Source organism: Vibrio sp. Sgm 5 (genome assembly GCF_026241575.1).
In the GTDB taxonomy this organism is placed as follows: Bacteria; Pseudomonadota; Gammaproteobacteria; order Enterobacterales; family Vibrionaceae; genus Vibrio; species Vibrio jasicida.
Window position 1 is genome coordinate 1 of sequence record NZ_JAPHPY010000015.1, and the last position, 24942, is coordinate 24942.

26 protein-coding genes, 1 pseudogene and 1 riboswitch are annotated in these 24942 nt (G+C 43.0%); of the genes and pseudogenes, 13 read left to right on the forward strand and 14 right to left on the reverse strand.

Annotation, left to right across the window (positions count from 1 at the left end; translation table 11 throughout):
* Positions 1-118 precede the first annotated feature (118 nt).
* A complete protein-coding gene (locus OQJ86_RS10460) occupies positions 119-853 on the reverse strand; it encodes a hypothetical protein (protein ID WP_038878632.1) in 735 nt (244 codons plus the stop codon).
* Positions 854-885: 32 nt separating this feature from the next.
* Positions 886-1044, reverse strand: coding sequence for a hypothetical protein (locus OQJ86_RS10465; RefSeq protein ID WP_010447828.1), 159 nt, complete (start codon positions 1042-1044; stop codon positions 886-888).
* 530 nt (positions 1045-1574) lie between these two features.
* Positions 1575-1676, forward strand: a riboswitch (glycine riboswitch).
* A 117-nt stretch (positions 1677-1793) separates the two neighbouring features.
* Here OQJ86_RS10465 and OQJ86_RS10470 point away from each other — a divergent pair.
* The 6 genes from OQJ86_RS10470 (at position 1794) to OQJ86_RS10495 (ending at position 9399) form a co-directional block, all read left to right on the forward strand.
* Positions 1794-3170, forward strand: coding sequence for an alanine/glycine:cation symporter family protein (locus tag OQJ86_RS10470; RefSeq protein ID WP_038872376.1), 1377 nt, complete (start codon positions 1794-1796; stop codon positions 3168-3170).
* A gap of 450 nt (positions 3171-3620) precedes the next feature.
* A complete protein-coding gene (locus OQJ86_RS10475) occupies positions 3621-4370 on the forward strand; it encodes a winged helix-turn-helix domain-containing protein (protein WP_265987687.1) in 750 nt (249 codons plus the stop codon).
* Positions 4367-4828: a hypothetical protein gene (locus OQJ86_RS10480; protein WP_265987688.1), complete on the forward strand. Its 462-nt coding sequence runs from the start codon at positions 4367-4369 to the stop codon at positions 4826-4828. The genes OQJ86_RS10475 and OQJ86_RS10480 overlap by 4 nt, the downstream gene beginning before the upstream one ends.
* A 498-nt stretch (positions 4829-5326) precedes the next feature.
* Positions 5327-6799 (forward strand): aerolysin family beta-barrel pore-forming toxin, encoded by a 1473-nt coding sequence (locus OQJ86_RS10485; protein ID WP_265987689.1) that lies wholly within the window; start codon positions 5327-5329, stop codon positions 6797-6799.
* Positions 6800-6976: 177 nt separating this feature from the next.
* Complete coding sequence (locus tag OQJ86_RS10490; RefSeq protein ID WP_265987690.1) at positions 6977-7645, forward strand: ParA family protein; 669 nt, start codon at positions 6977-6979, stop codon at positions 7643-7645.
* Between the two features lie 284 nt (positions 7646-7929).
* Complete coding sequence (locus tag OQJ86_RS10495) at positions 7930-9399, forward strand: aerolysin family beta-barrel pore-forming toxin (RefSeq protein ID WP_265987691.1); 1470 nt, start codon at positions 7930-7932, stop codon at positions 9397-9399.
* 69 nt (positions 9400-9468) lie between these two features.
* Here the strand turns inward: OQJ86_RS10495 and OQJ86_RS10500 are convergent, their stop codons facing one another.
* Positions 9469-10035 carry a hypothetical protein gene (locus OQJ86_RS10500; protein WP_038878640.1) on the reverse strand — a complete coding sequence of 189 codons (567 nt, stop codon included), beginning with the start codon at positions 10033-10035 and terminating at the stop codon, positions 9469-9471.
* On the reverse strand, positions 10035-10670 hold the full coding sequence (locus tag OQJ86_RS10505; protein WP_038878644.1) for a LysE family translocator: 636 nt from the start codon (positions 10668-10670) through the stop codon (positions 10035-10037). Before OQJ86_RS10505 ends, OQJ86_RS10500 begins: the two co-directional genes overlap by 1 nt.
* A 354-nt stretch (positions 10671-11024) precedes the next feature.
* Here OQJ86_RS10505 and OQJ86_RS10510 point away from each other — a divergent pair, with 354 nt between their 5' ends.
* Positions 11025-12503: a carboxypeptidase M32 gene (locus OQJ86_RS10510; protein ID WP_104036933.1), complete on the forward strand. Its 1479-nt coding sequence runs from the start codon at positions 11025-11027 to the stop codon at positions 12501-12503.
* 92 nt (positions 12504-12595) lie between these two features.
* On the opposite strand, the gene OQJ86_RS10515 is transcribed toward OQJ86_RS10510, so the two are convergent.
* A complete protein-coding gene (locus tag OQJ86_RS10515) occupies positions 12596-12895 on the reverse strand; it encodes a DUF3861 domain-containing protein (RefSeq protein ID WP_104029668.1) in 300 nt (99 codons plus the stop codon).
* Positions 12896-12915: 20 nt separating this feature from the next.
* The gene (locus tag OQJ86_RS10520; RefSeq protein WP_045405653.1) at positions 12916-13410 is read right to left on the reverse strand and encodes a DUF2798 domain-containing protein; all 495 of its coding nucleotides are present in this window, start codon (positions 13408-13410) and stop codon (positions 12916-12918) included.
* A 96-nt stretch (positions 13411-13506) separates the two neighbouring features.
* Here OQJ86_RS10520 and OQJ86_RS10525 point away from each other — a divergent pair, with 96 nt between their 5' ends.
* Positions 13507-13941 (forward strand): MarR family winged helix-turn-helix transcriptional regulator, encoded by a 435-nt coding sequence (locus OQJ86_RS10525; RefSeq protein WP_265987692.1) that lies wholly within the window; start codon positions 13507-13509, stop codon positions 13939-13941.
* A 69-nt stretch (positions 13942-14010) separates the two neighbouring features.
* Here OQJ86_RS10525 and thpR read toward each other — a convergent pair whose 3' ends face one another.
* From thpR to OQJ86_RS10545, 4 genes and pseudogenes are all read right to left on the reverse strand, one after another.
* Positions 14011-14532, reverse strand: a complete 522-nt coding sequence (thpR, locus tag OQJ86_RS10530) for an RNA 2',3'-cyclic phosphodiesterase (RefSeq protein ID WP_265987693.1) — start codon at positions 14530-14532, stop codon at positions 14011-14013.
* 10 nt (positions 14533-14542) lie between these two features.
* A pseudogene (locus OQJ86_RS10535) lies at positions 14543-14674 on the reverse strand (glutathione transferase); the annotation flags it as partial.
* Positions 14675-14755: 81 nt separating this feature from the next.
* Positions 14756-15703: an LpxL/LpxP family Kdo(2)-lipid IV(A) lauroyl/palmitoleoyl acyltransferase gene (locus OQJ86_RS10540; RefSeq protein WP_265987694.1), complete on the reverse strand. Its 948-nt coding sequence runs from the start codon at positions 15701-15703 to the stop codon at positions 14756-14758.
* 248 nt (positions 15704-15951) lie between these two features.
* Positions 15952-16893, reverse strand: a complete 942-nt coding sequence (locus tag OQJ86_RS10545; protein WP_265987695.1) for a LysR family transcriptional regulator — start codon at positions 16891-16893, stop codon at positions 15952-15954.
* A 257-nt stretch (positions 16894-17150) separates the two neighbouring features.
* Between OQJ86_RS10545 and OQJ86_RS10550 the strand changes: the two genes are divergently transcribed.
* Together OQJ86_RS10550 and OQJ86_RS10555 are read left to right on the forward strand one after the other, a co-directional pair.
* Positions 17151-17780 (forward strand): LysE family translocator, encoded by a 630-nt coding sequence (locus tag OQJ86_RS10550; RefSeq protein ID WP_061035714.1) that lies wholly within the window; start codon positions 17151-17153, stop codon positions 17778-17780.
* Between the two features lie 522 nt (positions 17781-18302).
* Positions 18303-19730 carry an APC family permease gene (locus OQJ86_RS10555; protein WP_061035713.1) on the forward strand — a complete coding sequence of 476 codons (1428 nt, stop codon included), beginning with the start codon at positions 18303-18305 and terminating at the stop codon, positions 19728-19730.
* A gap of 92 nt (positions 19731-19822) precedes the next feature.
* Here OQJ86_RS10555 and OQJ86_RS10560 read toward each other — a convergent pair whose 3' ends face one another.
* The 4 genes from OQJ86_RS10560 to OQJ86_RS10575 all read right to left on the reverse strand — a co-directional run bounded on the left by OQJ86_RS10560 (position 19823) and on the right by OQJ86_RS10575 (position 22077).
* Positions 19823-20155, reverse strand: a complete 333-nt coding sequence (locus tag OQJ86_RS10560) for a DMT family transporter (RefSeq protein WP_063344241.1) — start codon at positions 20153-20155, stop codon at positions 19823-19825.
* A 154-nt stretch (positions 20156-20309) separates the two neighbouring features.
* The gene (locus tag OQJ86_RS10565; RefSeq protein WP_265987696.1) at positions 20310-20987 is read right to left on the reverse strand and encodes a hypothetical protein; all 678 of its coding nucleotides are present in this window, start codon (positions 20985-20987) and stop codon (positions 20310-20312) included.
* Positions 20988-21175: 188 nt separating this feature from the next.
* Entirely contained in the window at positions 21176-21673 is a 498-nt protein-coding gene (locus tag OQJ86_RS10570; protein ID WP_104029671.1) for a GNAT family N-acetyltransferase, read from the reverse strand.
* Positions 21673-22077, reverse strand: a complete 405-nt coding sequence (locus OQJ86_RS10575) for a hypothetical protein (protein WP_038872327.1) — start codon at positions 22075-22077, stop codon at positions 21673-21675. The genes OQJ86_RS10570 and OQJ86_RS10575 overlap by 1 nt, the downstream gene beginning before the upstream one ends.
* Positions 22078-22430: 353 nt before the next feature.
* On the opposite strand from OQJ86_RS10575, the gene OQJ86_RS10580 reads away from it, so the two are divergent.
* From OQJ86_RS10580 to pilW, 3 genes are all read left to right on the forward strand, one after another.
* Complete coding sequence (locus OQJ86_RS10580) at positions 22431-22733, forward strand: DUF1330 domain-containing protein (protein WP_045405646.1); 303 nt, start codon at positions 22431-22433, stop codon at positions 22731-22733.
* A 149-nt stretch (positions 22734-22882) separates the two neighbouring features.
* Positions 22883-23824 carry a homoserine O-acetyltransferase MetA gene (gene metA / locus OQJ86_RS10585; protein ID WP_042605174.1) on the forward strand — a complete coding sequence of 314 codons (942 nt, stop codon included), beginning with the start codon at positions 22883-22885 and terminating at the stop codon, positions 23822-23824.
* Between the two features lie 148 nt (positions 23825-23972).
* Entirely contained in the window at positions 23973-24701 is a 729-nt protein-coding gene (gene pilW, locus OQJ86_RS10590; protein ID WP_038872471.1) for a type IV pilus biogenesis/stability protein PilW, read from the forward strand.
* Positions 24702-24942: the final 241 nt, after the last annotated feature.

Here is a 24942-nt window from a genome sequence, read left to right on the forward strand (position 1 = left end):
GTCTATCGGATTTTTACACACTGGTGGGATCGTTCAATTGATCAGTCTATTAATTTCTTAACTGATCGGCATTAGCTCATTGAGCTCCTTTTTTAATTTCAAGATTCTCGATACGGTCTTACAACCCCATATCTTCGGTAATCTCTTTAATTTGTTTCAGATCCATTTTATGGACCTCGATCAGCTGGTCAATTTGGCTTAAGCGAGAATTTGCTTCGTCGTGCTTATCACAAGCATCAGATTTTACATCCCACGACTTACCTTCTAAGAAAACATCACACTCTTTCTTGAGCGTTTCAATCTTAGGGAGTAACGATTTACGCTCTTTCTCAAGGGCATCCAGATCTTGTGAAATCTGCATTTCTTTTTTGAATACTTCGCGCGAACGCTCGAACATCGTAGCTTGCATGTCAGCCTGACGGTTCAGCTTATCATTCTCCGTTTTGGTCGAGCTTAGCTTATCCATCTGCTGCTTCACTTGTGCTTCAAGAGACAGGTTCACTTTTTCAACTTCTGTCAGTTGTTCTTGCAGCGCATTTAGTTCAGCCTTGTGTGTTTCTTCTTTCTCAGCTAGCAGAGTAGCGACTTTAGCGTCGATTTCTTTATCTAAACCTGCTTCACGTGTTTTTACTTGAGACACCAAGTCAGACTTGTCATTCACAAGTGCTTGGTATTTCGCTTCTAATACTTGATAAGTCGATTCCCATTTATTTGCCGTTAGAACAGAACCGGCTAAACCACCAAAAGCGAGGCCTAGCACAGCGGCAATACCGATGTAAAAATGAGTACGCTTATCGCGCTCCTCAATGACGACTACTTCGTCTTGATCTTCAATGTTGTTTTGAGAAGTCACTGTATCTTACTCCGAGGACTCTTCTTGATTCGCTAGCGAGTGAGTTCCGCTATCATGATTGATGCGGTATAAATTAAGAATGCACCGATCAATGTAATGACGGTCGCTTTTTGGACTTTTTCATTGGTACGGTAACGAAATAACACGAATGCTAACGCGACCAATACCGCAATGGCTAATAATCTGGTCATACTGCCTCCTTGTCCAATAATGAGAACCTATCTGATTCCATAGACAGTCTCGCAAAAATTCATTGTAACCTATTTCTACGAGGCATACGGTCAACATAGCGTAGATTTTAAAGTAATTGCTCCCGTTTTGATCAAATTAATCTCCTATCTTGAACAACTTATCATCACCTCACCAATACCACATTGAACAAACTGATAGGGGCTTGGCCGGCCATTGACCACTTAAATACCCTCGCTAGGAAACCATTTCGTTCAAGAATCGTCCGACTATGACTTTGATGCTATTCCAACCCGCATAATGTGTTGAAAATAAATCTGCAATTGGGTGTTGAAATGGTAAAAAAACATGATAGAGTTCACACGTTAATGATGACCAGCATCATTAACTAACCTTTACTCATTTTATTGAGTAAATGTTCCGATGAAGACTGCAGGAGAGTGGTTATTAACTAAACATTAACATTTAGTTAGCGTAACTCGCCGAAGAATTAACTATTTCAGGTGCTACTTAGGTAGCGGGGACTGTAGTTGGAGGAACCTCTGGAGAGAACCGTTAAATCGGTCGCCGAAGGAGCAAGTCTTACACATTTGTGTAGGGTGAAACTCTCAGGCAAAAGGACAGAGGAGTGGAAAGTAACAACCTGACTATTTGGCGTTCCCGCCTACTTTAAATAGCTTGGCTCTATTAGAGATCCTTGATCTCGTCCTTTCCCTCTTCTCCTTATTAGTTGTTTTATTAAGGGGAAATCATGAACGACCTACAATCTTTACTTCAAACCATTGATAACTTTGTCTGGGGTCCACCACTGCTACTATTGCTCGTGGGTACCGGTGTTTACTTCACTTTTAGCTTAGGCTTGATCCAATTTAAGCACCTACCAACTGCGTTAGCGATGGTATTTAGTAAAGATAAGTCATCTGATAAACAGGGTGACGTTTCTAGCTTTGCAGCGTTATGTACTGCGCTATCTGCAACAATCGGTACAGGTAACATCGTTGGTGTTGCAACCGCAATCAAACTCGGCGGTCCTGGTGCCCTATTCTGGATGTGGCTTGCCGCTTTATTCGGAATGGCTACCAAATACGCTGAGTGTCTTCTTGCCGTGAAATACCGTCGAGTTGACGACAAAGGCCAAATGATTGGTGGTCCTATGTACTACCTGCAATATGGTGTTGGCTCGAAAGCGCTAGCTATCATGTTCGCGGTATTTGCATTGGGCGTTGCCTGTTTTGGTATCGGTACCTTCCCACAAGTGAATGCCATTCTTGATGCAAGTGAGATTTCTCTCGGTGTAGACCGCGGGCTGTCAGCTTTCATCCTGACACTACTGGTGGCTTTCGTTACATTAGGTGGTATCAAGTCGATTGCGAGCGTAGCAGGTAAAGTGGTTCCTGCAATGGCGCTATTTTATGTGCTAGCGTGTTTGAGTGTGATCATCATGAACGCGGACCAATTGCTAAACGCAGTTGAGTTAGTTTTGGTGTCTGCATTCACTTCAACCGCAGCAACGGGTGGTTTCTTAGGTGCAAGCATTATGCTGGCAATCCAATCTGGTATCGCACGTGGTGTATTCTCAAACGAATCAGGTTTGGGTAGTGCGCCAATGGCAGCCGCAGCAGCGAAAACGGATTCTTGTGTTAAACAAGGTCTGATTTCAATGACGGGTACCTTCTTCGATACCATCATCATTTGTACCATGACAGGTCTTGCTTTGATCCTTACGGGTGCATGGCAAAGTGACCTTGCAGGTGCAGCGATGACAACACACGCATTTGCCGTTGGTTTGAACGCCGAAACATTAGGCCCAATGCTGGTGTCTATCGGTCTTATGTTCTTCGCATTTACCACCATTCTTGGTTGGAACTACTACGGTGAGCGTTGCGTTGTGTTCCTATTCGGTACCAAAGCTGTGCTTCCATACAAACTGATTTTCGTTGGTTTGGTGGCATCTGGTGCGTTCCTTCACCTTGATATGATTTGGCTACTGGCTGATATCGTAAACGGCCTGATGGCAATTCCTAACCTGATTGGTTTGATTGCTCTGCGCCATGTGGTGTTGGAAGAAACAAAACTGTTCTTCAAGCCGTCATCTCAATCGGACGATTTTGATGCTGTAAAAGCCTAAAACGAGTTAGAAACTTTAAGCCCGCTGACTCAGCGGGCTTTTTTATATACCCCTTCCTCGTTATTCTTTTCATTCTATTTAACTCTTCACTTTTTATTTTCCACTCGGCTAATAATTCCCACCAAGTTATCAAATAATTAAACTTATAATGACATGTGTGACAATATTAAATTAAATGTCATCATCAATGTTATTTAGTAACTCCTAAACCATATTATTGCTGTGTGATTATTTTGGCTCTTTCATTGAAGCTATATCACTAAATGAAAGATTAACATGGTACAAAGTTGATGTTTTACTATGATTATGGTTTCTTCTATCAATAGGTAGCTAACTATTAAAATCATAAAAATAAAAGTGACCTAATTTTAATCTTTATTCATATAACAGAGATGAGTGGTTCCTTTCTACTCGTCTCTTTCGCTTTATAATAAAAACAAAAATAATCGTATGATCTTATATAACCCTATAAAAAACACGCTTTCTAATGGTGATATTACGATAAAAATTGGGTATCGCGAGTCACAGATTCTCACGTTATTGCTCGACCAATCCCCCGAAGTCGTTAAGAAACAGGATATCGTACAATATGCATGGGGAAACGAATATATCGGTGAAACGTCATTAGCAAAAAGTATCAGTGTTCTCAGACAAGGCTTTGTTAAAGTGGGAGTGAGAGAATCACCAATTGTTACTGTCCCGAAAATTGGGTATCGATTAGTCAAAGGTGTACTGCTCAACGAATGCTTAATCGCAGTCACTCCCTCCGTTAAAACAACTGAAGCTATACGGGAAGACACGCCAACGTTCACTCCCACTATCAAACATGAATCGAACTACAAAAGCCTAGCGTGTTACATCTTGTCTCTTGGCATTTTGTTTGCTGCGAGCTTGGTTGGGGCGAGTAAGTTTCACAGTAAGTACAATCATCCACAGCGTAACAACGCGCTGAAGGAGCATTCTGTCGGGATGCTCGAGGTCTACACCGATCCTAATACGCAGTTATCGGTTCGCCTTGGAAAATTGCTGACGAAACATCAGTGCGTTTGTGTCGTTTACATTGAAGAAAATGACCAGTTCTCTGAGATGTCTTGGTTAAACAAACAAACACAAAAATCGATCAATGTGTTCTATACCCAAACGCAGTTTGAGCAAGCTTCAGAGACAATCGCTCAATTCATTGCAGAGGAAAACCGATGAAACCGTTTATCGCTATTGCCCTTTCATGTTTGGTCTTTCTTGGCGCTTGGAGTCTACCTTGCAATCACGATATGGAAGATAGACGCTATCACCATTGCGTGGTTGATATTCTCCTTCATGAGCATACCGTGCGGATTGATGGCTTAACGCGGCTAAACCATCGTGTCATCACTCATATTGTATCGCTGCAAGATGAATCGATGTCGAACCCAATCATTCTTAGCTTTAAAGGCAAATCAAGACCCTATTCCGATTCGAGTCTTTCTATCTCTGGTAAAATGAATCTACTCTCCGTACAAGAAATCCGCCCTGCTTTGAACGATTCATTTCTTTCACCCTATCTAGTATTAAACGATGACCCTATCTATTTTGATATAGAAGTTCTATTACAAAATGAGGTGTTCTCTCTTATTAGAGATAAACAGACTGGACGAACAAAGCTTCTCGCTAAGCGGTAATAGATAATTTAATAAGTACGCTTCATTGATAATATTTCGATACAAAGCACTCAACTATTGGCCTTTTAAATTCATTTTTCCTAATACAGTTTTTCTGAAATTACCATTTACTAATACTCTAATTGAACTTTCTACTGATTTCATTATTTAACCCCAACGCTTTAATTAGTCTTATCTGATATAAATCATAAACTCAATTACGTTAAAAACGTATAAATCAAAATTTAGTTGTCCTTTCGTTTATTTCACTTAATCATGAGTAATTATTCTAATTTCAAAATGGTTGGAGCAATCCATTTTCCATTTCATAAAAATATAAACGCAATCGATGTCATCGACTGAGAAATGACAAATGAAACAACATAACCAACTGATTGTAAGGGTAATAATATTTCAACTATTTTCAGTACTATCAATCTTATCAGCATGGAACAGTAAGCCTGTCCGCTAAATCGCGGCTCATAACACAAATAAAAATACAGTCATAAGGGAACGTTCATGCGAAACATCAACATTAGCTTATTGTCCGCCGCTATCCTTTCTACCTTCGCAAGTGGTGCATATGCAAAGATCTACCCCGACCAAATCGTACTAGACCAGCTGGGTGAGGACGTATGTCGCAGCGGTTATCGTCCACTCGACCGATATGAGGCAGAAGAGCAAAAAAGTGCCTTGCTATCACGTATGGGTCAATGGCAAATTACCGGACTTAAAGGGGATTGGGTGATCATGGGCCCGGGTTACAGCGGAAGAATCAAACAAGATTTACCGAATGGCAAAACCTTCTGTTACCCAGATGAAGCGCAATCTGAAATCCCCAAATACGCGGCACGCGCCGTACCTGAAGGCGGTGAAATCGACGTTCAATACGATTTAGTGACCGACCGTAGCAACTTCGTTCGTCCCTTAAGTTACCTCGCTCATTACCTCGGCTATGCATGGGTTGGTGGCAATAACAGTCAGTTCGTGGGTGAAGACATGAAAGTCGACCGCGTTGGTGATAGCTGGGTCATCCAAGGTAATAACAATGGGTCTTGTAGTGGCTACCGCTGTGGAGAGAAGTCCAAAATCACGGTCAATAACTTTACTTACACACTGAATGACAAAGACTTTTGGCATGGAGAGGTCATTGAATCCGAACGAGAATTGGTGAAAACGATTTCTGCAACAGCTCGAAACTACAGCAACACGCCACAGCAGATCGTTGTCGACCTTAAATTAGATGAATCAACTAACTGGTCGAAAACCAATAGCTATGGGTTCGCTCAACAGGTTAAAACAGAAAATGAATTTAAGTGGCCACTGGTTGGTAATACCAAACTGAGTATTACTTTTGAAGCGAATCAAAGCTTCTCAAATTCCAATGGCGCATCCACCAGCGAGCAAGTCACATTACAAGCTCGCCCAATGGTACCCGCGAATTCCGAATTACCTGTGCGTGTCGAGCTTTATCGTTCCACTATCTCCTACCCTTACCGATTCAATGCAGACATCAGCTACGACGTAAACTTTAACGGCTTTTTACGCTGGAGTGGTAACGCATGGCACTCTCATCCAGACAACCGCCCTTATCGTAGCCATACCTTTACGATGGGACGCGGCAGCGACAAATCTGCGGATATCCGCTACCAATGGGATCATCGTTACATCCCTGGTGAAGTGAAATGGTGGGATTGGAGTTGGGCCATTCGTGAAGCCGGACTGAGTAGCATGCAGTATGCAACTGGAGCAAGTTTACGTCCGTTCTATTCTTACGTGTCTGGTGATTTTTACGCAGAGTCACAATACGCAGGAACAATCGAAATCGGTAAAGCAACACCGCTTGGCCTTCAAGCGCGTTCAACAAATGATGTATCTCAAAATAACACCCAACGTGTTGGAGATATTGAAGTCACGAGCAACTTTGATTCTGATGAGCTAAGTGCTCTTGGGTTCAGCAGCGCCGAGATGACGATCCACGCGGCAGAATAACACACAAAAACAACAATAAAGATCGCTAACACTTTGCCCGCGACTCCCCATCGCGGGCTTTTTTAATCAAACGAGCACGAGAATAAGCATCGGCAGAGTATCGATTTATAGAATGCCAACCAATTTAACTAACCATTCAGACATAATGCCTAAGTTTTTCAAATTGGGGATAACCGTTTGCTGTCGCAAGTAAAACCACGCCAAACCAGTATTGCTTATTCAAAAGCTAAAAAAATCATCGTCTTAAATTTAAAAGGTGGTGTTGGTAAATCAACCTTTTCTGCCAGCTTGGCAAGCAAACTCATCCATAATGGACATACGGTAGAGCTGGTCGATTTTGACAAACAACAATCGATTAACAGTTGGGCGAATAGCATTGAGGCACTACCAAATCAAAGCTATAACCCTTCTCTGCGCAGCCTGTCTAACATCGCAGTGACGTTGAAAGTCAGCACCAACACTGATTACGTTGTGATAGATTCCCCTGCAAACTTTTCAGAAAGCGACTTAGTGCGTTATTTGCGTTACGTGGACTACATCGTGATCCCCATGCAGCCATCGCCTATCGATTTGCATGCGTCATTGCCGTTCATCAATACCCTGATCGAGAAACACGTCTTTAAGTCTCGCCAGATTAAGATTGGCTTTGTCATCAATCGTTGTGTCCATCAAGATGAGCGGCTCGATCGTGTGATGCGGCTATTACGCTTTTTCCGTCAGTTTAAAACGCTCGGTATCATGAGTGAATCCCACGTCTATCAGCAACCTTTCATGGACAAACAACTCGTGGATGCCAAATGCGTTGACCCAAAACTGTGGGACAACGTCATTAAGTGGTTGAACTAGTGATTCGAATCTCCAAACGCAAATGAAACTAACGTTGAGCAATCATAACGGATTGTTCAACACTAACTTAACCTCACACCTTTAAGCTTTTCTTTTAAAGCACTCAAAACCTCATAAGAATAATACTTTCATCACCTCAAGAGATTGATAAATAACAGAATTATTTTTCAACTATTTTCAGTGTTTTTTGACTTGTTTTATATGAAAGAGTACGCCCGCTTTCGGGCAATACGAGCCTAAAAGCTAACTAGAACTCAATCATTAAAATAAAGGACACTGTATTTATGCTGCACGTCAGTACGCCACTATCGATTACGCTTGCGCTTTCCTTCTTATCCACTTTTGCTCAAGCCAAAATCTATTCAGATCAGCTTGTTATCGACGAATTGGAAAATCATCAATGTAGATCCGACTATCGTCAGCTTACCTACCAAGAAGCACAAGAGCATAAAACAGCCATTCTATCGCGCATGCAAACCTGGGACATTGTGGGCCTCGAAAGCGGCTGGGCGATCATGGGCTCAGGCTACCATGGCCAGATCAAACCAGAACAATCGAGCCATAAAACTTGGTGTTACCCTATTCACCCAAATACAGAACTGCCCAAGCACCTTGGTATATCTATTGCGGAAGGGAGTAAGGCTGAAGTTGAGTATGAACTCGTCTCCAATCAAGAGCTTTTTATTCGACCAGTGAGTTATTTGGCGCATACGCTTGGCTACGCATGGTTAAGTGGTAACGGGGTCAATTTTGTTGGCGAAGACATGGTTGTCAATCAAGTACATGATGGCTGGGAAATACAAGGAAACAACGCGGACTCATGCAACGGTGAACGATGCTCAGAAAAAACTAAAATCACCGCCAGCGACTTTGCTTACCAGCTCAACCCTCATTACTTTTCACATGGCAACATCACTGAATCTACGGAAGATTCAACACACACAATTACAGCCTATGCGATCAACACTCTCGCTCAAGCCAAACAAATCCACATTCAGTTTGATGTAGAGCAAACCGCAACTTGGTCTAAAACCGATAACTCCGCTTTTGCACAATCTGTTCATATCAGCTCCCCATTTCAATGGCCTACCATTGGAACCACATCACCTTGGTTTATTGTCAAAGGGAATCAGGCATTCTCCGACTTAACCTCTGGCACCAGTACTCTTCCTGCAACCAGAGAGGCAAACCTCACTGTGCCTGCACGCTCAATTCTCCCGATTCGTATTGAGCTCTCACATTCTAGAATCTCTTATCCGTTTCGTTTTCGAGCTGACATCAGCTATCGAGTCAATTTCGATGGGTTCTTACGTTACAGTGGTAATGCTTGGCATGCTCATCCAAAAGATAGACCGACAATCTCGCATACTTTCACGCTCGGTCGCGCCAGTGAGCTCAAAGAAAACATCCGCTATCAATGGGATCATCGCTACATTCTGGGAGAAACGAAATGGTGGGACTGGAGTTGGGCGATTCACAATCACGGCTTACCCCTAATGCAATATGCGGCTGGCGCAACACTTCAGCCATACTATTCTCATGTTTCCGGGCTCTTTGACGCCGAATCACAGCAGATAGGAATGATAGATGTAGGTCGTGAGTTGGCCGTAGATACGCCTTTAAATTGGGATAAAAACGCACACGTTCAACACCTTCAAATTGGTGATATCAGCGTTGTAACAGATTTTGATTCAAGCGTCTTAGACCGACTCGGCTTCCGCGCCGCTCACTTGTTGGTTCAACCCATAAACTGACCTACAACTAAAAAAAGAGACAAGCGGATGACTTGTCTCTTTTAGTATCAAACGTCAACTCTAAATGAATTAATCACGAAGCCATTGATGTTCCTGACTATCGCCCTGTTTATTGAAAAAAGTAGAATGCTGTTGCTTGAACTGGTCGGCTTTTATCTCTGAAATCGGCCATAGGCGGAAGTCTTCTCGAATGAAATGGTCATCAATCCCAAATTCTAGAGATTTCAACTTCGGACCGACAAATCGATAAATATAACCTTCACCCGACGCTTCACACAGCATAGGCACATGAGACATCGGTTGACCATTAACCGAAACAGACGCCCATTTGCTGGATTCAGGGTCGCAAGCGTCTTCATTCACAACATCGATTTCAAATTTGTTGTCTAACGTCGTCCCTACAAAAACAGCGGTCGCGTCTTGCAAGTAAACTCGCCTAAGCAATAACTGCTTTGTGTCTTGTGTGCGTGTGGTTTGAATTCCATTGGAAAATGGTAAGAAATACTCCCAATGCCAATCCCACTCCATTCCTTTCTCAACAAAGTGCAATTGGGGAATAGTTTTCCACGCCACGAACGCTCCGACAGCAAATAGGAAAGCAACAAAACTAATAATCAGTCGAATCAATACGCGCATTATGCTGGTTTTTCTACAAGTAGCTTAATCCCAAGGGCAACTAATACAGCACCCGTTGCTCCTTCCATCCATTTCATAAAGCTGGCATTTTTTAATAAACTTTTCGCAGAATTGAGTGCACCTGCCAAACCACATTGCCAAACCATCGCGATCATAAAGTGAATAGAGGCCATGATCATAGATTGTAGTAATGGCGATCCTTCTGGATTTACAAATTGAGGAAGAAACGCAAGATAGAATACGGCGGTTTTCGGGTTTAACACGTTAGAAAGAAAACCTTCACGAAAAGAACGTTTACCACTGTAATCTTGGTGTGCTTGCTCAGAAACCGAGATTCCCTCATTCGATTTCATCAATGCACGTAAACTGCTCAACCCCAGCCATATTAGATAAGCAGCGCCCACCATTTTAACCATCTGAAACAGCTCTGCCGACTGTGCCAAAACGGCAGAAATACCGACCGCAGAGAAAAACGCATGCACAAACAAACCAAAACAAATCCCCAAACTTGTCGTGCAACCGTCTTTAAGCCCTGCTCGAGTGGTATTGCGGATCACCAAAGCAGTATCCAATCCGGGTGTCAGCGTCAAAATCGTGATGGCAATCAGGAATGCCTCAAAATTCAAAATATCCATATTTTTTTAATAAGTGATTAAGTATCACACATCAATACCGTCAAACCGTTTAATGCGCAAGCAACTTTTGTGATCTAAGTCGTTGAAAGTCACAGAGTGTCGATATCAAGGTCCATTAAAATGCATTGCGTATCATTGCCAACAATTCACATCGTTAACCTTCTCTCGGTTATCTATACAAGTACCTGAATTTGTGCACAATAGACCTGCATTATTTGTTAATAAATAGTAAATTAGACACACTTCTCTATCGACATTACCTTGATCTCTGCATCGGTGTCGAGAGATACGAACATCACGTTCAAGGACCCCATTTGGGGCGTTTAAGGAAAGAACATAACAAAGAGTAGTCACATGAGCGCATTTCAAAAACTCGTCGAACATTCAAAAAAAGTCTCTAACTTTGGCCATTTATCTGCAATCGTAGGATGGGATCAGGCAGCCGTAATGCCATCAGGCGGTGCGGAAGCTCGCTCTAATGCGATGGCTGAACTAGAGGTTCATATTCACTCTCTTTTGACTCAACCTCATCTAGGTGATCTGTTTGCTCAAGCAGAAGAAGAGTCATTATCAGCACAAGACCAGTCGGTACTTCGCGAAATGAAACGCGATTGGCAGCAAGCGAACCTGCTACCTGAATCTTTGGTTCAAGCACAATCGCTAGCTGGCTCAAAATGTGAGCACGCTTGGCGTACCCAACGTGGCAATGACGACTGGGCTGGCTTCGAAAAGAACTGGGCTGAAGTGGTTAAGCTGTCGCAAGAAGAAGCACAAATTCGCGCCGAAGCTACTGGTACATCACCTTACGATGCGATGTTAGAACTGTACGAACCAGGTACAACGTCAGCCTCTCTAGACGTGCTATTTGCGGACGTGAAAACCTGGTTACCATCAATGATTGATGAAGCCATCGAAAAGCAAAAAGCCAACAACATCCTGCTTCCGAACGGCCATTACCCTGCTGAAAAACAAAAAGCACTGGGACTGGAAGTCATGAAGCTACTGCAATTCGACTTCGAACATGGCCGCCTTGATGAAAGTGTTCACCCGTTCTGTGGTGGCGTTCCTACCGACGTCCGTATTACCACCCGTTACGATGAAAAAGAATTCGTACAATCATTGATGGGCATCGTACATGAAACAGGTCACGCGCGTTATGAGCAAGGTCTGCCAAAATCGTTAGCAGGCACAATGGCTGGCCAAGCTCGCTCAATGGGCATCCACGAATCTCAATCTCTGTTCTTCGAGATGCAGGTAGGTCGTAGCCAAGCATTTGTTGAGCACCTTGCGCGTCTGGCTTCTAACCATTTTGAAGGTCCTGAGTTCGCTCAAGACAACTTGTCGAAAATCTACACGCACGTAGAAAAAGGTTTCATCCGTGTCGATGCTGATGAACTGACATACCCTGCTCACGTTATCTTACGTTACGAGATTGAACGCGACCTAATGAACGGCGTGATCAAGCACACTGACGTTCCAGAGCTGTGGAATGAAAAGATGAAGGCTTACTTGGGTCTATCGACAGAAGGCAACTTTAAGAACGGTTGTATGCAGGATATCCACTGGACAGATGGCGCCTTTGGTTACTTCCCATCATACACGCTTGGCGCGATGTACGCGGCGCAGTTTATGGCAGCGATGCAGCAAACCGTGGACGTGGATGGCGCGATTCGCTCTGGCGATCTGTCGCCAATCTTTACTTGGTTATCCGACAACATCTGGAGCAAAGGTAGCCTGTTCTCGACCGATGATTTGGTGACGCAAGCAACAGGTGAAGTGTTAAATGCGAAGCACTTCAAAGCACATCTAAAAAGCCGATACTTGGGTAAATAACTTTCGCCAAGTCATCACACGAAAAAAGGCTGGTTTAATACCAGCCTATTTATTTGCGCTAGAGTCTACTCAAAGCGCTCAGAAGCTTATCATTAAGCTAGATTACGTTTCACCGTACTCTTCATATTTTGCATGAAGTTTCTGAAGTGTGGCATGAAATCAGCGAATAACGGATGCTTGCGATCTTTCATCATCACAGGACCAAGCAGACGAAGTGCAACACCAACGCGTGTCGCATCTGCAGGTTCTAATCCGCTGCCCTGACCGATCTTATCTACGATATTCAACATGTCTTCGCGATCTTGGACTTCAAAGCTCAAGCTTTTTGCTTCACGGCCTTCTTCTAAGTTTACTTCTTCAATAGTAATGCGGTAGTGGTTATCTTTTCTCATCTCATTTCTCCAATCAATATTCACTCGCTTTTTAGAAAGCGTTCAATCTTTGGTTTGATGGTCATGGATGTAATGGTCATCAACACCATTGCTACAGGTAACGCAGCGAAAAGTCCTTTTAACCAAGCAGATCCAAATACGGATACGTCCTCAAACCCTATGTTGTGAGCGGCGGTGATAAACGCCATAACGGATTCCATAATCAGCGCCATAAAGACACCAACCACAAGGTTTTTCTGCTTTTCACTGGCGCGGCTAAATAGTTTGCCAACCAGTTTGGTCATTAACGTCATCATCACCATACCCGTTGGCATAAGGACAACAATCGCCATTAAGAATGAGCGCAACCAATCGCTGAAGAAAGAATCGGAATAGCCTACGTTCATGTAAGTCATTACGCCTGTCAGTGTCCCTCCCATGAGTGTCATCATCCCTAATACAACAGCAATTTTATGAATCAGTGGCGCCTTCGCCGGTTGTGTCAGTTCGTTCGACATGGTCAAGGATTCTGTCATTCAATTCTCGCTCTTGAAGTTACTCTCAATTAAGTTGATAATGTCAACTATAGTTATTTAGTTGATAATGTCAACCACTTTTATTTGGAGTGTTACATGTCGAATCCAAAATCGCTGGATAATCTGTTCCATCTTGTGCACGTTTTAAAGCGTCAATTGCACGAACAAATTGAACAACTAGAACTCCCTATCGCTCCTATGCATGTGCGGGTGATAAAAATCATTAGCAAACAGTCACCATGTACGGCAATGGATGTGGTGAACTTCTTAAACCGAGACAAAGCGCAAGTCACACGCTTAATTAAGACATTGATTGAAGAAGGCTTTATTGAGAAGAGACCGAATCCAGAAGATAAACGTAGCCAGTGTTTGTTGACCACCGAGAAAGGCAATGAAGTGTTATCGAAGATCAAAGCCGTCGATGCTGAGATCTTTCAAAAGATGACGTTAAATATGTCTGAGGAAGAGCTAGAAGCGTTCCAACTTGTCGCTGGGAAACTGGCTGAAAACCTGTCGAAAAAGCCAAGCTAAAAAATGGTAATCATTTAGAAATCAGTTCAGCTATTATGGATTATTGGCTGAACTGAGGTATAGAAAGCACTAGCAAACCACCTCTTCTAGCGCGTGATAAACGAGTTTTCCATTAACCGTTTTGCTTTCCATTAGAGCGATAGAATAAATGGGAAGTAGTAAAGGTGATATCTCGACAGCATCAAGTGACGCTTGTTGATCGACATGGCGAGCAAGTGTGATGTGAGGAACATAGTCACGCGACTCCGTCACAAAGCCATGCAGTTCTATTGCCTCTATGAGTTCGTTTTGCAATGTTGTAACCGCTAAATTATCTTTAATCCCCAACCACGCCAGTTGTCTGCCACTTTGGCGAAATGAACATAGATGATCGACGGTAATCTGCTCACAACGACTGCGAAGTTGATGAAAAATATCAATAAGACGCTGCGTTTCTTCTTCTGTCGATTCACCGATAAAAGCCAACGTGATATGAAAATTATCTTCGCAAGTATAGCGCCCTGCTATCCCTTGTTGTTGAAGCCTATCTTGGATTTGCTTGAGCAGTGACTTACTGCGTTGATCAAACGTCAGTGCGAAAAATAATCTCATCTAAACGCTCCTACAACCACTCTAAACCTTCATAAGGTTGATGCTTTATGTTCTCTAATCGCGAGTACAAATCACCACTGTGAATTTCTAATTTGTGGCCATCAGGATCTAGAAGATACAACGAATTCCCTTCACTCTCGTGTGTCATTATTGTGGCAAACAACCAAGCAGAAATGAATCGACAGATAAAAGAAAGCCCAGAGCGAACGTCTGGGCTACTGAACTACATTGCAGGAGCTAACTGAGGCTTATACAAACAGCACTCGCCGCTCGGTCTGGTTTTAAAGCGTCTGTGCAACCACATATATTGGCTTGGACTCGCTAAAATAGATTTCTCTACAATCTTGTTTACAAAGGCGGCAGCTTGGTCTGGATCGTTTTTCGGGAATCCTTCAACCGGAGCACTAATGGTTAACGTGTAGTGCCCGTTGTCACCTCGCACCATAGTAAATGGCACAATGGCACAGTCTGTTGCGTCAACCAACAAACTTGTACCCGTTGTGGTACAAGCACGCTTAACCGCAAACAAAGGCGCAAACGTTGAACGACGCGTCCCGTAGTCATGATCCGGCGCATACCAAACACGTTCGCCAGTATTCAGCGCATTCAGCATAGCTTTCACATTTTTGCGATCAATCAACGTTCGGTTGGAACGCGAACGGCCTTGATATTGAAAATAGTCAAAACAGGGATTGTTATTTGGACGGTAAACGCCCATACCTGATTTTTTAATGCCAAACGCTCTTGCTCCTAACTCTAGGTTCATAGAATGAACGGCAAGCATTAAAGCACCTTTGCCCTGTTTTTCTAGAGCTTCGATGTGTTCCATCCCCTTGATCGTCACGTGTTTGTTGACACGTTTATCAGACCAAAACCAAGCCATTGCGGTTTCAAATAGCGCAATACCCGCGTTGTCGATATTGTCTTTTGAAATTGCTTCACGCTCTTGAGCACTCATGTCGGGAAAACACAGCTCTAAATTACGTTTGATCGTGACTTGACGCTTTTTCATCAGTCGCATAGCAATACGACCAATTCCGCTTCCTAGCGATAGCTGTACACGAAAGGGAAGAAGGCTAAGAAGATACATGATCCCTATGATGATCAATGTACCCCAATAGCGAGGAGCCAGAAATTCTGCCTTGAATTTTGGTGTATTTTGCTTATTCATGAATGTGTCATCAGACGAAACTCGCCTATAAAATCCTTAAAAACAACGATAAATGAAAGTAACTTTTATCATTGAGTGTGCTTATTATAGAAACTAAAGCGCGCGGATTTTATGGTTGTTCGACACAGGACACAATAAGAACTTTCTGATCTTGCGATCGTCCGTAGCAAGTTAGACAAAAAAGAGGTGATTTCGCTCGAATCGCAACAAAAACACCGCACATAATGCTTACAACGTGCGGCATATGGCTAACTGACTTTTAATACCGAAGCATCCAATATCCCCTTCTCAACCAAATCTGTAAGGATGACTTTAGTTTTTTCTCTGAACAGATCGCGTAGCAATCTCACTGTTGGCGTAATTGATTGACGGCTCGGACAAATCAACCACAGTTCTGTCGGAGTGGGTTTATATGCACTCATGACATTGACGACATTTCCGGTAAGCAAGTCTTGCGACATATCCAAACAAGACTTTATCGCTAAGCCCTTCCCAGAAACACACCAACGCCTAACGAGATCGCCATCATTGGAAGCGCGATTACCTTTGAGTTTAATTTTGTGCTCGTTATGGCCATCATTAAATCCCCATACGTCCTGCAATGTATCGTGCAGTTGGTACAGCAAACCATTGTGTTCGATTAAGTCTCGCGGAGTCTTTGGTGCGCCGTGCTCTACAAGGTATTCAGGGGTTGCGCACAATAGCCTAGGCACATTGCAAATTTTAAAGCCGTACATGTTGGAGTCTGTTGGTGCTCCATAGCGCAACGCCATGTCTACCGAGTCTCGGTAAAAGTCCACGTTACTGTCGCTGATGTTGCTTCTCAACGTGACCTTTGGATAGCTATCCATAAAGTCATCGAGCCAAGGTGTAACTAAGTTTCGCCCTAAATAGGAAGAGAGCGCAATTCGAACTTCTCCATCGATAATATCCAGATCTTCACGCATATTCTGTTTCGCATGTTCTAACATTTCTAGCGCTTTTTCACACTGAGGAAGGTAACGCTCACCCGCACTGGATAACCGCAAATGACGTGTAGTTCGAACAAATAATTCTGCCCCTAAGGAGGCTTCAACTCTCTTCACCGCCGCGCTGGCAGTTGCCGTTCTCATGTCTAACGCCGTCGCGGCTCCTGTGATGCTACGAAACTCTGCAACTTTGAGCACGACTTGAAGATCTTCAAGCAACATATTATCTAATCCTATTTGATAATCTTCGAAAAATTATGCGGTTTGACCTAGGTTATTATGCTGCATCCGAACAGGAAGGAAAGAGGAAAAATAAAACCATATAAATTTACGCCAGCCAGCACACAATCACGATCGTTCTTCAAATCTGTGAAAAACACTGGCTTTCGTAATAAGCGCCATTTGTTTTTCCCTGCACGCAAGTGTACAGTCTCGCCTATCTTAGGTGATGCCAATCTTTTGCTTTAATTGGAATAATAATGAATCTCGACACCTTGCTCGCTTTTGGCGGTATTGTTTTCTTCCTTGCTGTCATTCCCGGTCCCAATGCTTTGCTGATTTTATTTACTGCACTCACGCAAAGCCGCCGTTTCGCGATCGCCAATATCCTCGGTGTTGCGCTTGGTTTTTTAATCCATGCGTTTGTTTCCGCAAAAGGATTGAGCTTGCTGCTCTCTCAGTCTGCACTTGCATTCAACATTCTAAAATGGATGGGCGTAGCGTATTTGATTTGGCTTGGTATCAATAACCTCAAAAATGGCTTTAAGCTCGCAGACAAAAAATTGAAATTCGACCGTAAGATTGAAAAGCACACCTTGAAGCAAGCTTTCGTTAAAGGCCTTCTGACAAATTTACTCAACCCGAAAATCGTCCTTTTTTACTTGTCTATCTTTCCGCAATTTGTCAAACCAGAACATATTCTAGAGCAGAGCATGATGCTAGGTGCGTTACAGGCAAGCATTGTGGCAAGCTGGTTCTTGTTTGTGATTTTCTTCGCGACAAAAGTAAAGGCGACACTGACCTCTCCTAAAACCAGTAAATGGCTTAATTACGTCAGCGGCGGTTTGTTTATTTTCTTCGGAATTGGTTTGGCCAATACCCGCTTCTAGGTATTCTAATCAAACGCAACACTCGCTTTAGGGCGTGTTTGTGTTTGCTCGCTTCTAACCGAAGAACGCCGCTAACAGCAAGATAACCACAAACAACAAAGCCATTAACCCTAATAAATAGGACAGTTTTCCCGTGCCGCCTTTCGGTACTTGATTGCAACATCCCATCATATTCTCCTACTTCTGTTTCATTCGAGTCGCACTCAATCTAGACCTTCCCCTAAGGGCAGAGTCAAACAATGGTGTATTTACATCAAATTTCTAGGTTTCTGGTAATAATTAAATCGCTATAAACACCTTTACTTATATGCATTTTTTGATTCAATTTTGCGTTTTTTAAACAACGCAATCGATTATATTGATTACGAATAAACCACTGAGATTTCGGTTCATTTTTGAGTAAATACATACCATTTTTGGCTATATACCCGCTGATTCTCACAGACCTACAATACGCTCGTCTTACTTGTAGCACGCGGGTTCTACGACCCAAACGCGTGGCTCAATCACTAAAGGTATCGAATGAGCAATATCGCCAAATCCGCCGTCAAACTCAGTGTCTTTTCTGTCATCATGATTACGGTTACGTCCGTCGACAGCATAAGGAACATTCCGGGTGCCGCCTTATTTGGTAGTCACGCAATTTCTTTCTTCTTGTTGGCTGGGTTGTGCTTTTTCGTCCCGACTGCTTTAGTATGCGCAGAATTGAGCACCACTTATCCGCAGCAAGGTGGCGTATATTTATGGGGTAAGGAGACCATTGGGCCAAACTTCGGGTTTGCTACCGTGTGGTATCAATATGCGGAAAATATTGTTTATTACCCGCCACTGATTTCGTTCATTGTCGCCACAGGGGCATATCCATTCTTCCCTGAACTAGCACAAAACAACATTTTTATGCTGGTGATGATTAACGTTATTTTCTGGGCACTAACCTTGGTGAACATCTTTGGGTTACGTTTATCATCAATCATCACCAATGTTTTCGGTACTTTAGGACTTATCTTCCCTATTCTTCTGATCATCGGTCTTGGAGGCTATTGGGCCTACACAAACCCTAGTGAGTCGCATATTTCACTGCGTCACGCATCAGATTGGTTACCCGATTTTTCACAAGATGGCATTGGGGCTGGCTTTACTGCCGTGGTATTGTCATTAACCGGCTTGGAGATCACCACATCATACGCCAGTGAAGTCGACAATCCGCAAAAGACCTATCCAAAAGCATTGATTTTCTCTACTGCTCTCATCTTGGTGTCCTTAACAGCATGCTCACTGTCTATCTCTTCCGTTGTATCGAGTGATCATTCAAGCTTGAGTGAAGGTGTCATTCTGGCATTTAAGGCTTTCTTTGATGACTTGAACCTGTCCTTCATGCTGCCAGTTATCGCACTCGCCATTGTCTTCGGTAGCCTAGCAAGCTTGAACAACTGGATCATCGCGCCGACAAAAAGTTTGCATGTGGCGGCAAAAGATCACTTCATGCCGATGGCGTTATCTAAGGAAAACAAAAACCAAGCGCCCGTTCCTCTGCTACTGCTGCAAGGTGCGATTGTCAGTGTTCTTTCACTGGTGTTCATCTTGGTGCCAAACGTCAATCAAGGCATGTGGTTGCTGAATATTCTGATGACACAACTTTACATGGTGATGTACATCTGTATTTTCGTCAGCTTTTTGGTTTCTCGTCGTAAGCACGCCGACATTGAACGTCCATTCCGAGTGCCTGGTGGGAAATTAGGGATGATGTTAGTCGCCACTTTAGGTTTGATTAGTTGCATGGTAACTATTTTTGTTTCTTTCGACGTGCCTGCTGGCATCAGTGAGAAGACTGGAGCCTACGCGCTTATCCTAGGCTTTATAGCATTCAGCTTACCTGCCTTGGCTGCTGTGATGTACCGAAATCGTAAACGCCGTCGACAAGTAGAGCTCATTGAGGCAATGGCAAATTAATGTGAATTAACCGCCTCAATCAATCAGAAGTAAGTAACAAAAAAGCCGCAGCACATAACGTGTTGCGGCTTTTTGCTGTTTCATTCTGCCGTTTAATGCCCGGCAGTTTTAGAAAGTAAGTTAACAATCATCACACCGGTGAGAATAAAGCTGATCCCAACGATCGCCGCTAGGTCGAGTTTTTGCCCGTAAAGGAAATAACCTACAGCAGCAACCAAAACAATACCTGCTCCACTCCAAATCGCATATACGATACCAACAGGCATGCTTTTCACTGTTACAGACAGTAGGAAGAAAGCAATCCCGTAACCAATAATGACAATGGTGCTCGGCATCATTTTGGTGAACTGTTCAGTTTTAGGGATTGAAGAAGTAGCAATCACCTCACATACGATAGCGATAGACAAAGCAACCAATGGAGGCATAGAAACAAGCATTTTGAACATAAGGCAATCAACGCTCAATAAAACCTGAACTCGATGACATATCGAGTCTCTGAGCGGCGCATTATAATCAAAATCCTTTGATTAGCTATAAAAAGTGATACAAATCACATTTACGTGGACGTAATAATCAAACCTAAAAGTCATTATCTTCTAAATTGATGACACAGCTAGAGCCACTACGAGCAACAAGTAAAGATTCTGGGTCCGCGTAAACAATGTTGTTCAGCCCCAACTTTTGCATATCATCGATATGGTACGTCCACGCAGCATCGTCAGTATCACAGCCGGCTTTTTGCAACTTTTCACGCTTGTTTATATGGCCATACATTGTGATTTTAGGGTTAACATCGACCAAAGCAAAAAATGCGTCTTCTTGTTGACGCCATAGACTGAGCGATTCGTGCCACTGCTCAAGTTCTTGCTTATCAAACCCGTCTTGCAACCACTCATCGCTCATCGCTCCGCCAAACCACAAAATCTCGGAACCCTTCATGACAAGTGTACTTGGTGCAGCGGTCAAAACGTAGTTTGCACAAGCCGACGCACAAACACCATTGACGATAAGGCGTATCTGATTGTTATACAACCAACGTCCAAGCTCCATGGCCGGACGATACTCACCGGAGTCACTGTCAATCATTAATGCAACAACACCATTTGGCTGAACATTGGCAAGATCAATCACTTGAGCGACTTTTTCTGCAGTGATTTCACCGTTAAAATACAAGGTTCGACCTTCGATATGTACCTCTTCAGACAAACTGCACCCAAACAAGCTCACGACCAACCCCGCTGCTAGACACTTATTCATGCATCCTCCATGATCCTAGTTCCAAAAATTGGTTAATCAACTAGAAATGAGTATTAGACACATTGCATATGTAGATCGTAAAAAGTGGCATAATTTTGACCGATGTCAACATATGCACACTAGCGCTTATTAATTTCAATCTTAACGATGAAGAAATAGAGTGATTGAGGTGCGTGGACGGATGACACTTAGCGGAGGGTCCCAGCAGATTCCCAAACCATTATTGTCGTCTCGACTCCGTTATGATTCGCTTTGTGTAAAGGACGAAAACCATGCCTAACATATAAGGCTTGGTTATGTGCTTCACATTGTAAGAAAAGCTTTGCGATACCAAGTTGAAGGACATGGTTTTGAGCGTGAGTGACAAGCGCTGCTGCATAACCTTTTCCTCTTGATGAGAACTCTACATACACGCCACCTAACCAATGTTCATACTCTGGAAAATGAACATTTTCACGAATTTTTAACTCCGCCACAGCAGCAAGCTTGTTGTACTCATCATGAAGAACAAAGGCCAAAGGAAATTCACGTCGACTGTTGGCTTTGAGTAAAACCTTTTCTTGAACTTGTGAAGGCGTAACACCTGGAACTGTGTACGCCCATTCATCAAAATACCACTGAGCAATAATGCTAGTTTCATGAGGGAAATCAGCAAGAAAATGGATGTTAGAATTCGGCCCTGACACTAGTGGCTACCACCCACACTGCTCTCGACAACCTTTGCTTCATTGCCGACATCAACTTGGTTTGTATTAAACTCAGGTTGCTGAGCAAGTTCAAAGTATATGTGCATATCGATAGGCTCGGGTGTGTTGAGCAGCATCTTGCCGACTTCTCGCTGAAAATGACCATAATTACCAAGCTCTTCCGTTAAACCCAGTCGTTCATAACTGACTAAGTTCGCAAACATGCCATAAGCGTATTGATACCTCGTAGCATCCGCATGCTTTTCATGACCGAGTTGATTTAACGCTTGGTCAATTTCTTCTGGCGAGTAAGCTTCCTTATCGCCAAACTCTTTCAGCAAGAGAGTTGGTACCTGATGCGCAATACTCTGAATCGTCTCTTTCTTTTTAAACATACCGAACATGATGTCCTCCACTGACGATGATGACCCAAACAACGCACTTAAAGCACGCATCGGTTAGCTGATTAAGGTATTTATTAGTATCACAGCTCAAGAATCATACTAACTTGATATCATAATAACCTACAAATGCTAGCCGACACGTTGCAGTAAGATGTAATCAGAAACCTTGCCGCAATCACAATTGGTCGTTCACTTAATCGGATATTCAATACACTTTCGTTAAGCGTTATCGTCATCCGATTCCCATTATCAATAGAATCTAAAAAGTGTTTTGCAATCCTTCTTGCTTATCACAATCGCTTTATCTCATTACACTAAAATTCATTGGTCAGAGCACAAATAAGGAGCAAACCGTGACCTATTATTCTGTACTAGATGTAACCCCTACCAGCCAAGACTGGGTACCCGCTTATGTAAGCGTTTCAAACGATTTAGTTGAGAAACACGGTGGCAACTACATTGCTCGTACTAATGTTCATGAACGGTTGGAAGGAACGGGAGACTCACCAGCCCTTCGAATCATTATCGAGTGGCCATCTCGGCAGGCTGCGCTCAATTTTATGAATGACCCAGATTATGTTCCGCATCTTAAAGCTCGTACCGAAGGCTCGGTCAGTAATCATTATCTAATTGAAGGTAATGACCAACTTGCTTAGCTATTACGCCCAGTTAACCACTGGGCATTTTGTTTTATTGGGCAAAAGAAATCTTGTGCAAAGTCACATTTCGTATCGACATCCGTAAGCAATTGCGTTAGCTTTAGATGTATAGACGTCTAAAAAGTGAAGCTTAGGGAGAGAAAGCCGTGCCAATTAGAATTCCAGATCAGTTACCCGCTAGCGATGTATTAAGGACAGAGAACATCTTTGTGATGAGCGAGAGTCGAGCGGCAAGTCAGGAAATCCGTCCATTGCGAGTGCTTATCCTCAATTTAATGCCAAAAAAAATTGAGACCGAAACTCAGTTTCTTCGCCTACTTTCAAACAGCCCTCTGCAAGTAAATGTCGAGCTACTGCGTATCGATAATCGTCCAAGTAAGAACACACCAACTGAGCATCTTGATACCTTCTACCGTCAATTTGAAATGGTAAAAGGTAAAAATTTCGATGGCATGATCATTACTGGGGCGCCACTCGGTTTGGTCCAATTTGAAGATGTCATTTATTGGGACCACTTAAAAACTATCATGGAATGGGCAAAAGACCACGTGACCTCCACACTGTATGTGTGTTGGGCAGCACAAGCAGGTTTAAAACTGCTTTACGATTTACCCAAAAAAACCCGCAAAGAAAAATTATCTGGGGTTTATCATCATAAAATTCACAACCCTTACCACCCAGTTCTGCGTGGTTTTGACGATACTTTCTTGGCGCCACATTCTCGTTATGCAGATTTCTCACGAGAGTTCTTAGAAGAACATACCGATCTCGATATTCTCGCCACGTCTGATGTTGCGGGTGTTTACCTTGCAACAACCAAAGACAAACGTAACGTCTTTGTCACTGGTCATCCTGAATACGACTCTCATACGTTACATAATGAGTACATTCGTGATTTAGGTGAAGGCATGGAGCCAGCTATTCCTGTTAATTATTACCCGAACAACAATCCGGATAACGGCCCTGTCGCAAGTTGGCGTAGCCATGGTCACCTGCTTTTCTCAAACTGGCTAAACTACTGCGTTTATCAACAAACGCCTTACGACCTGGAACATTTCAGCGAAGCCGCCTTTACCAAAGACGATTAATTCACTCGTAGAGATTGTGAACCAAGCCGCCAACTGGCGGCTTTTTCATACGAGTTTGCAAACCTGATCGCATTGTGTTTTTTCCTCATTAGGCTTTTGCACTGTAATTCATATCATGCTGAAAGAATTAGGGATGTGGGAAAGACAAATGAAGATCATAAAACTCAGCGCTCTTATACTGGCGACTCAGTTTGGCCTGCTCGGTTGTGTGACCGTGAATGAAGATGGTAATAGTCCAGTTGTAAAAGCCGACCCGGTCGCCATGGCTGAGTCTCGTATCGCACTTGGTTTGGGATACCTAGACGGTGGCAACATGATCCGAGCACATGATAACTTCCAACAAGCCCTCACCCACGCTCCAAGCTACTACCGTGCTCAGCTTTCTATGGCTCATTATTACGAAACGGTTGGTGAAGACAAAAAAGCAGAAGAGATGTACAAACGTTCTCTGCGACAACATTCTAAAAACGGTAACGTACTTAATAACTACGGCACATTCTTATGCAAGCAAGGAAGTTTTGAGAAAGCGGATAAAATGTTCAACCGCGCCATTGAACAGCCTTATTACTTCCTTATCCCTGCTAGTTATGAGAATGCTGGCTTTTGCGCACTCAAATCCGACAATACAGAAAGAGCAAAATACTATTTCACGCGCGCTATTGATCATGACCCTCACCGTCCAAAATCCATTCTCCAGTTAGCAAAGTTAGAAATAGAAAGCGGCAACTACACAGATGCACGCATTCGCCTTATGCGCTTTAATCAAATGTATGGGGTCAAAAAACCTTCCCTTCGTTTAATGGTTGAACTTGAAGGCGCAGCAGGTAATGAAGCACTTAAAAAGAAATACCAAACACAGCTCAATCGAATGTCTTAACTGTTGAACTTCAGCACGCCACTTGGTATTCAGAAACAAAGGATACCAAGTGTTCCTTACTCCGTTTTATTCTTCGTTTATTTCTGCTCAGAGTAATGTAGGTACTGTAAGCTATTATTTAAAAACAGCTTTTTAGTTAAAGCTAATTTAGCACACCCCTATATCTGACGTTTTATATGATGCCAATCACACTTGATTGCATATTTGTTGCACAATCAGACTCAAAATTTATACATTCAAG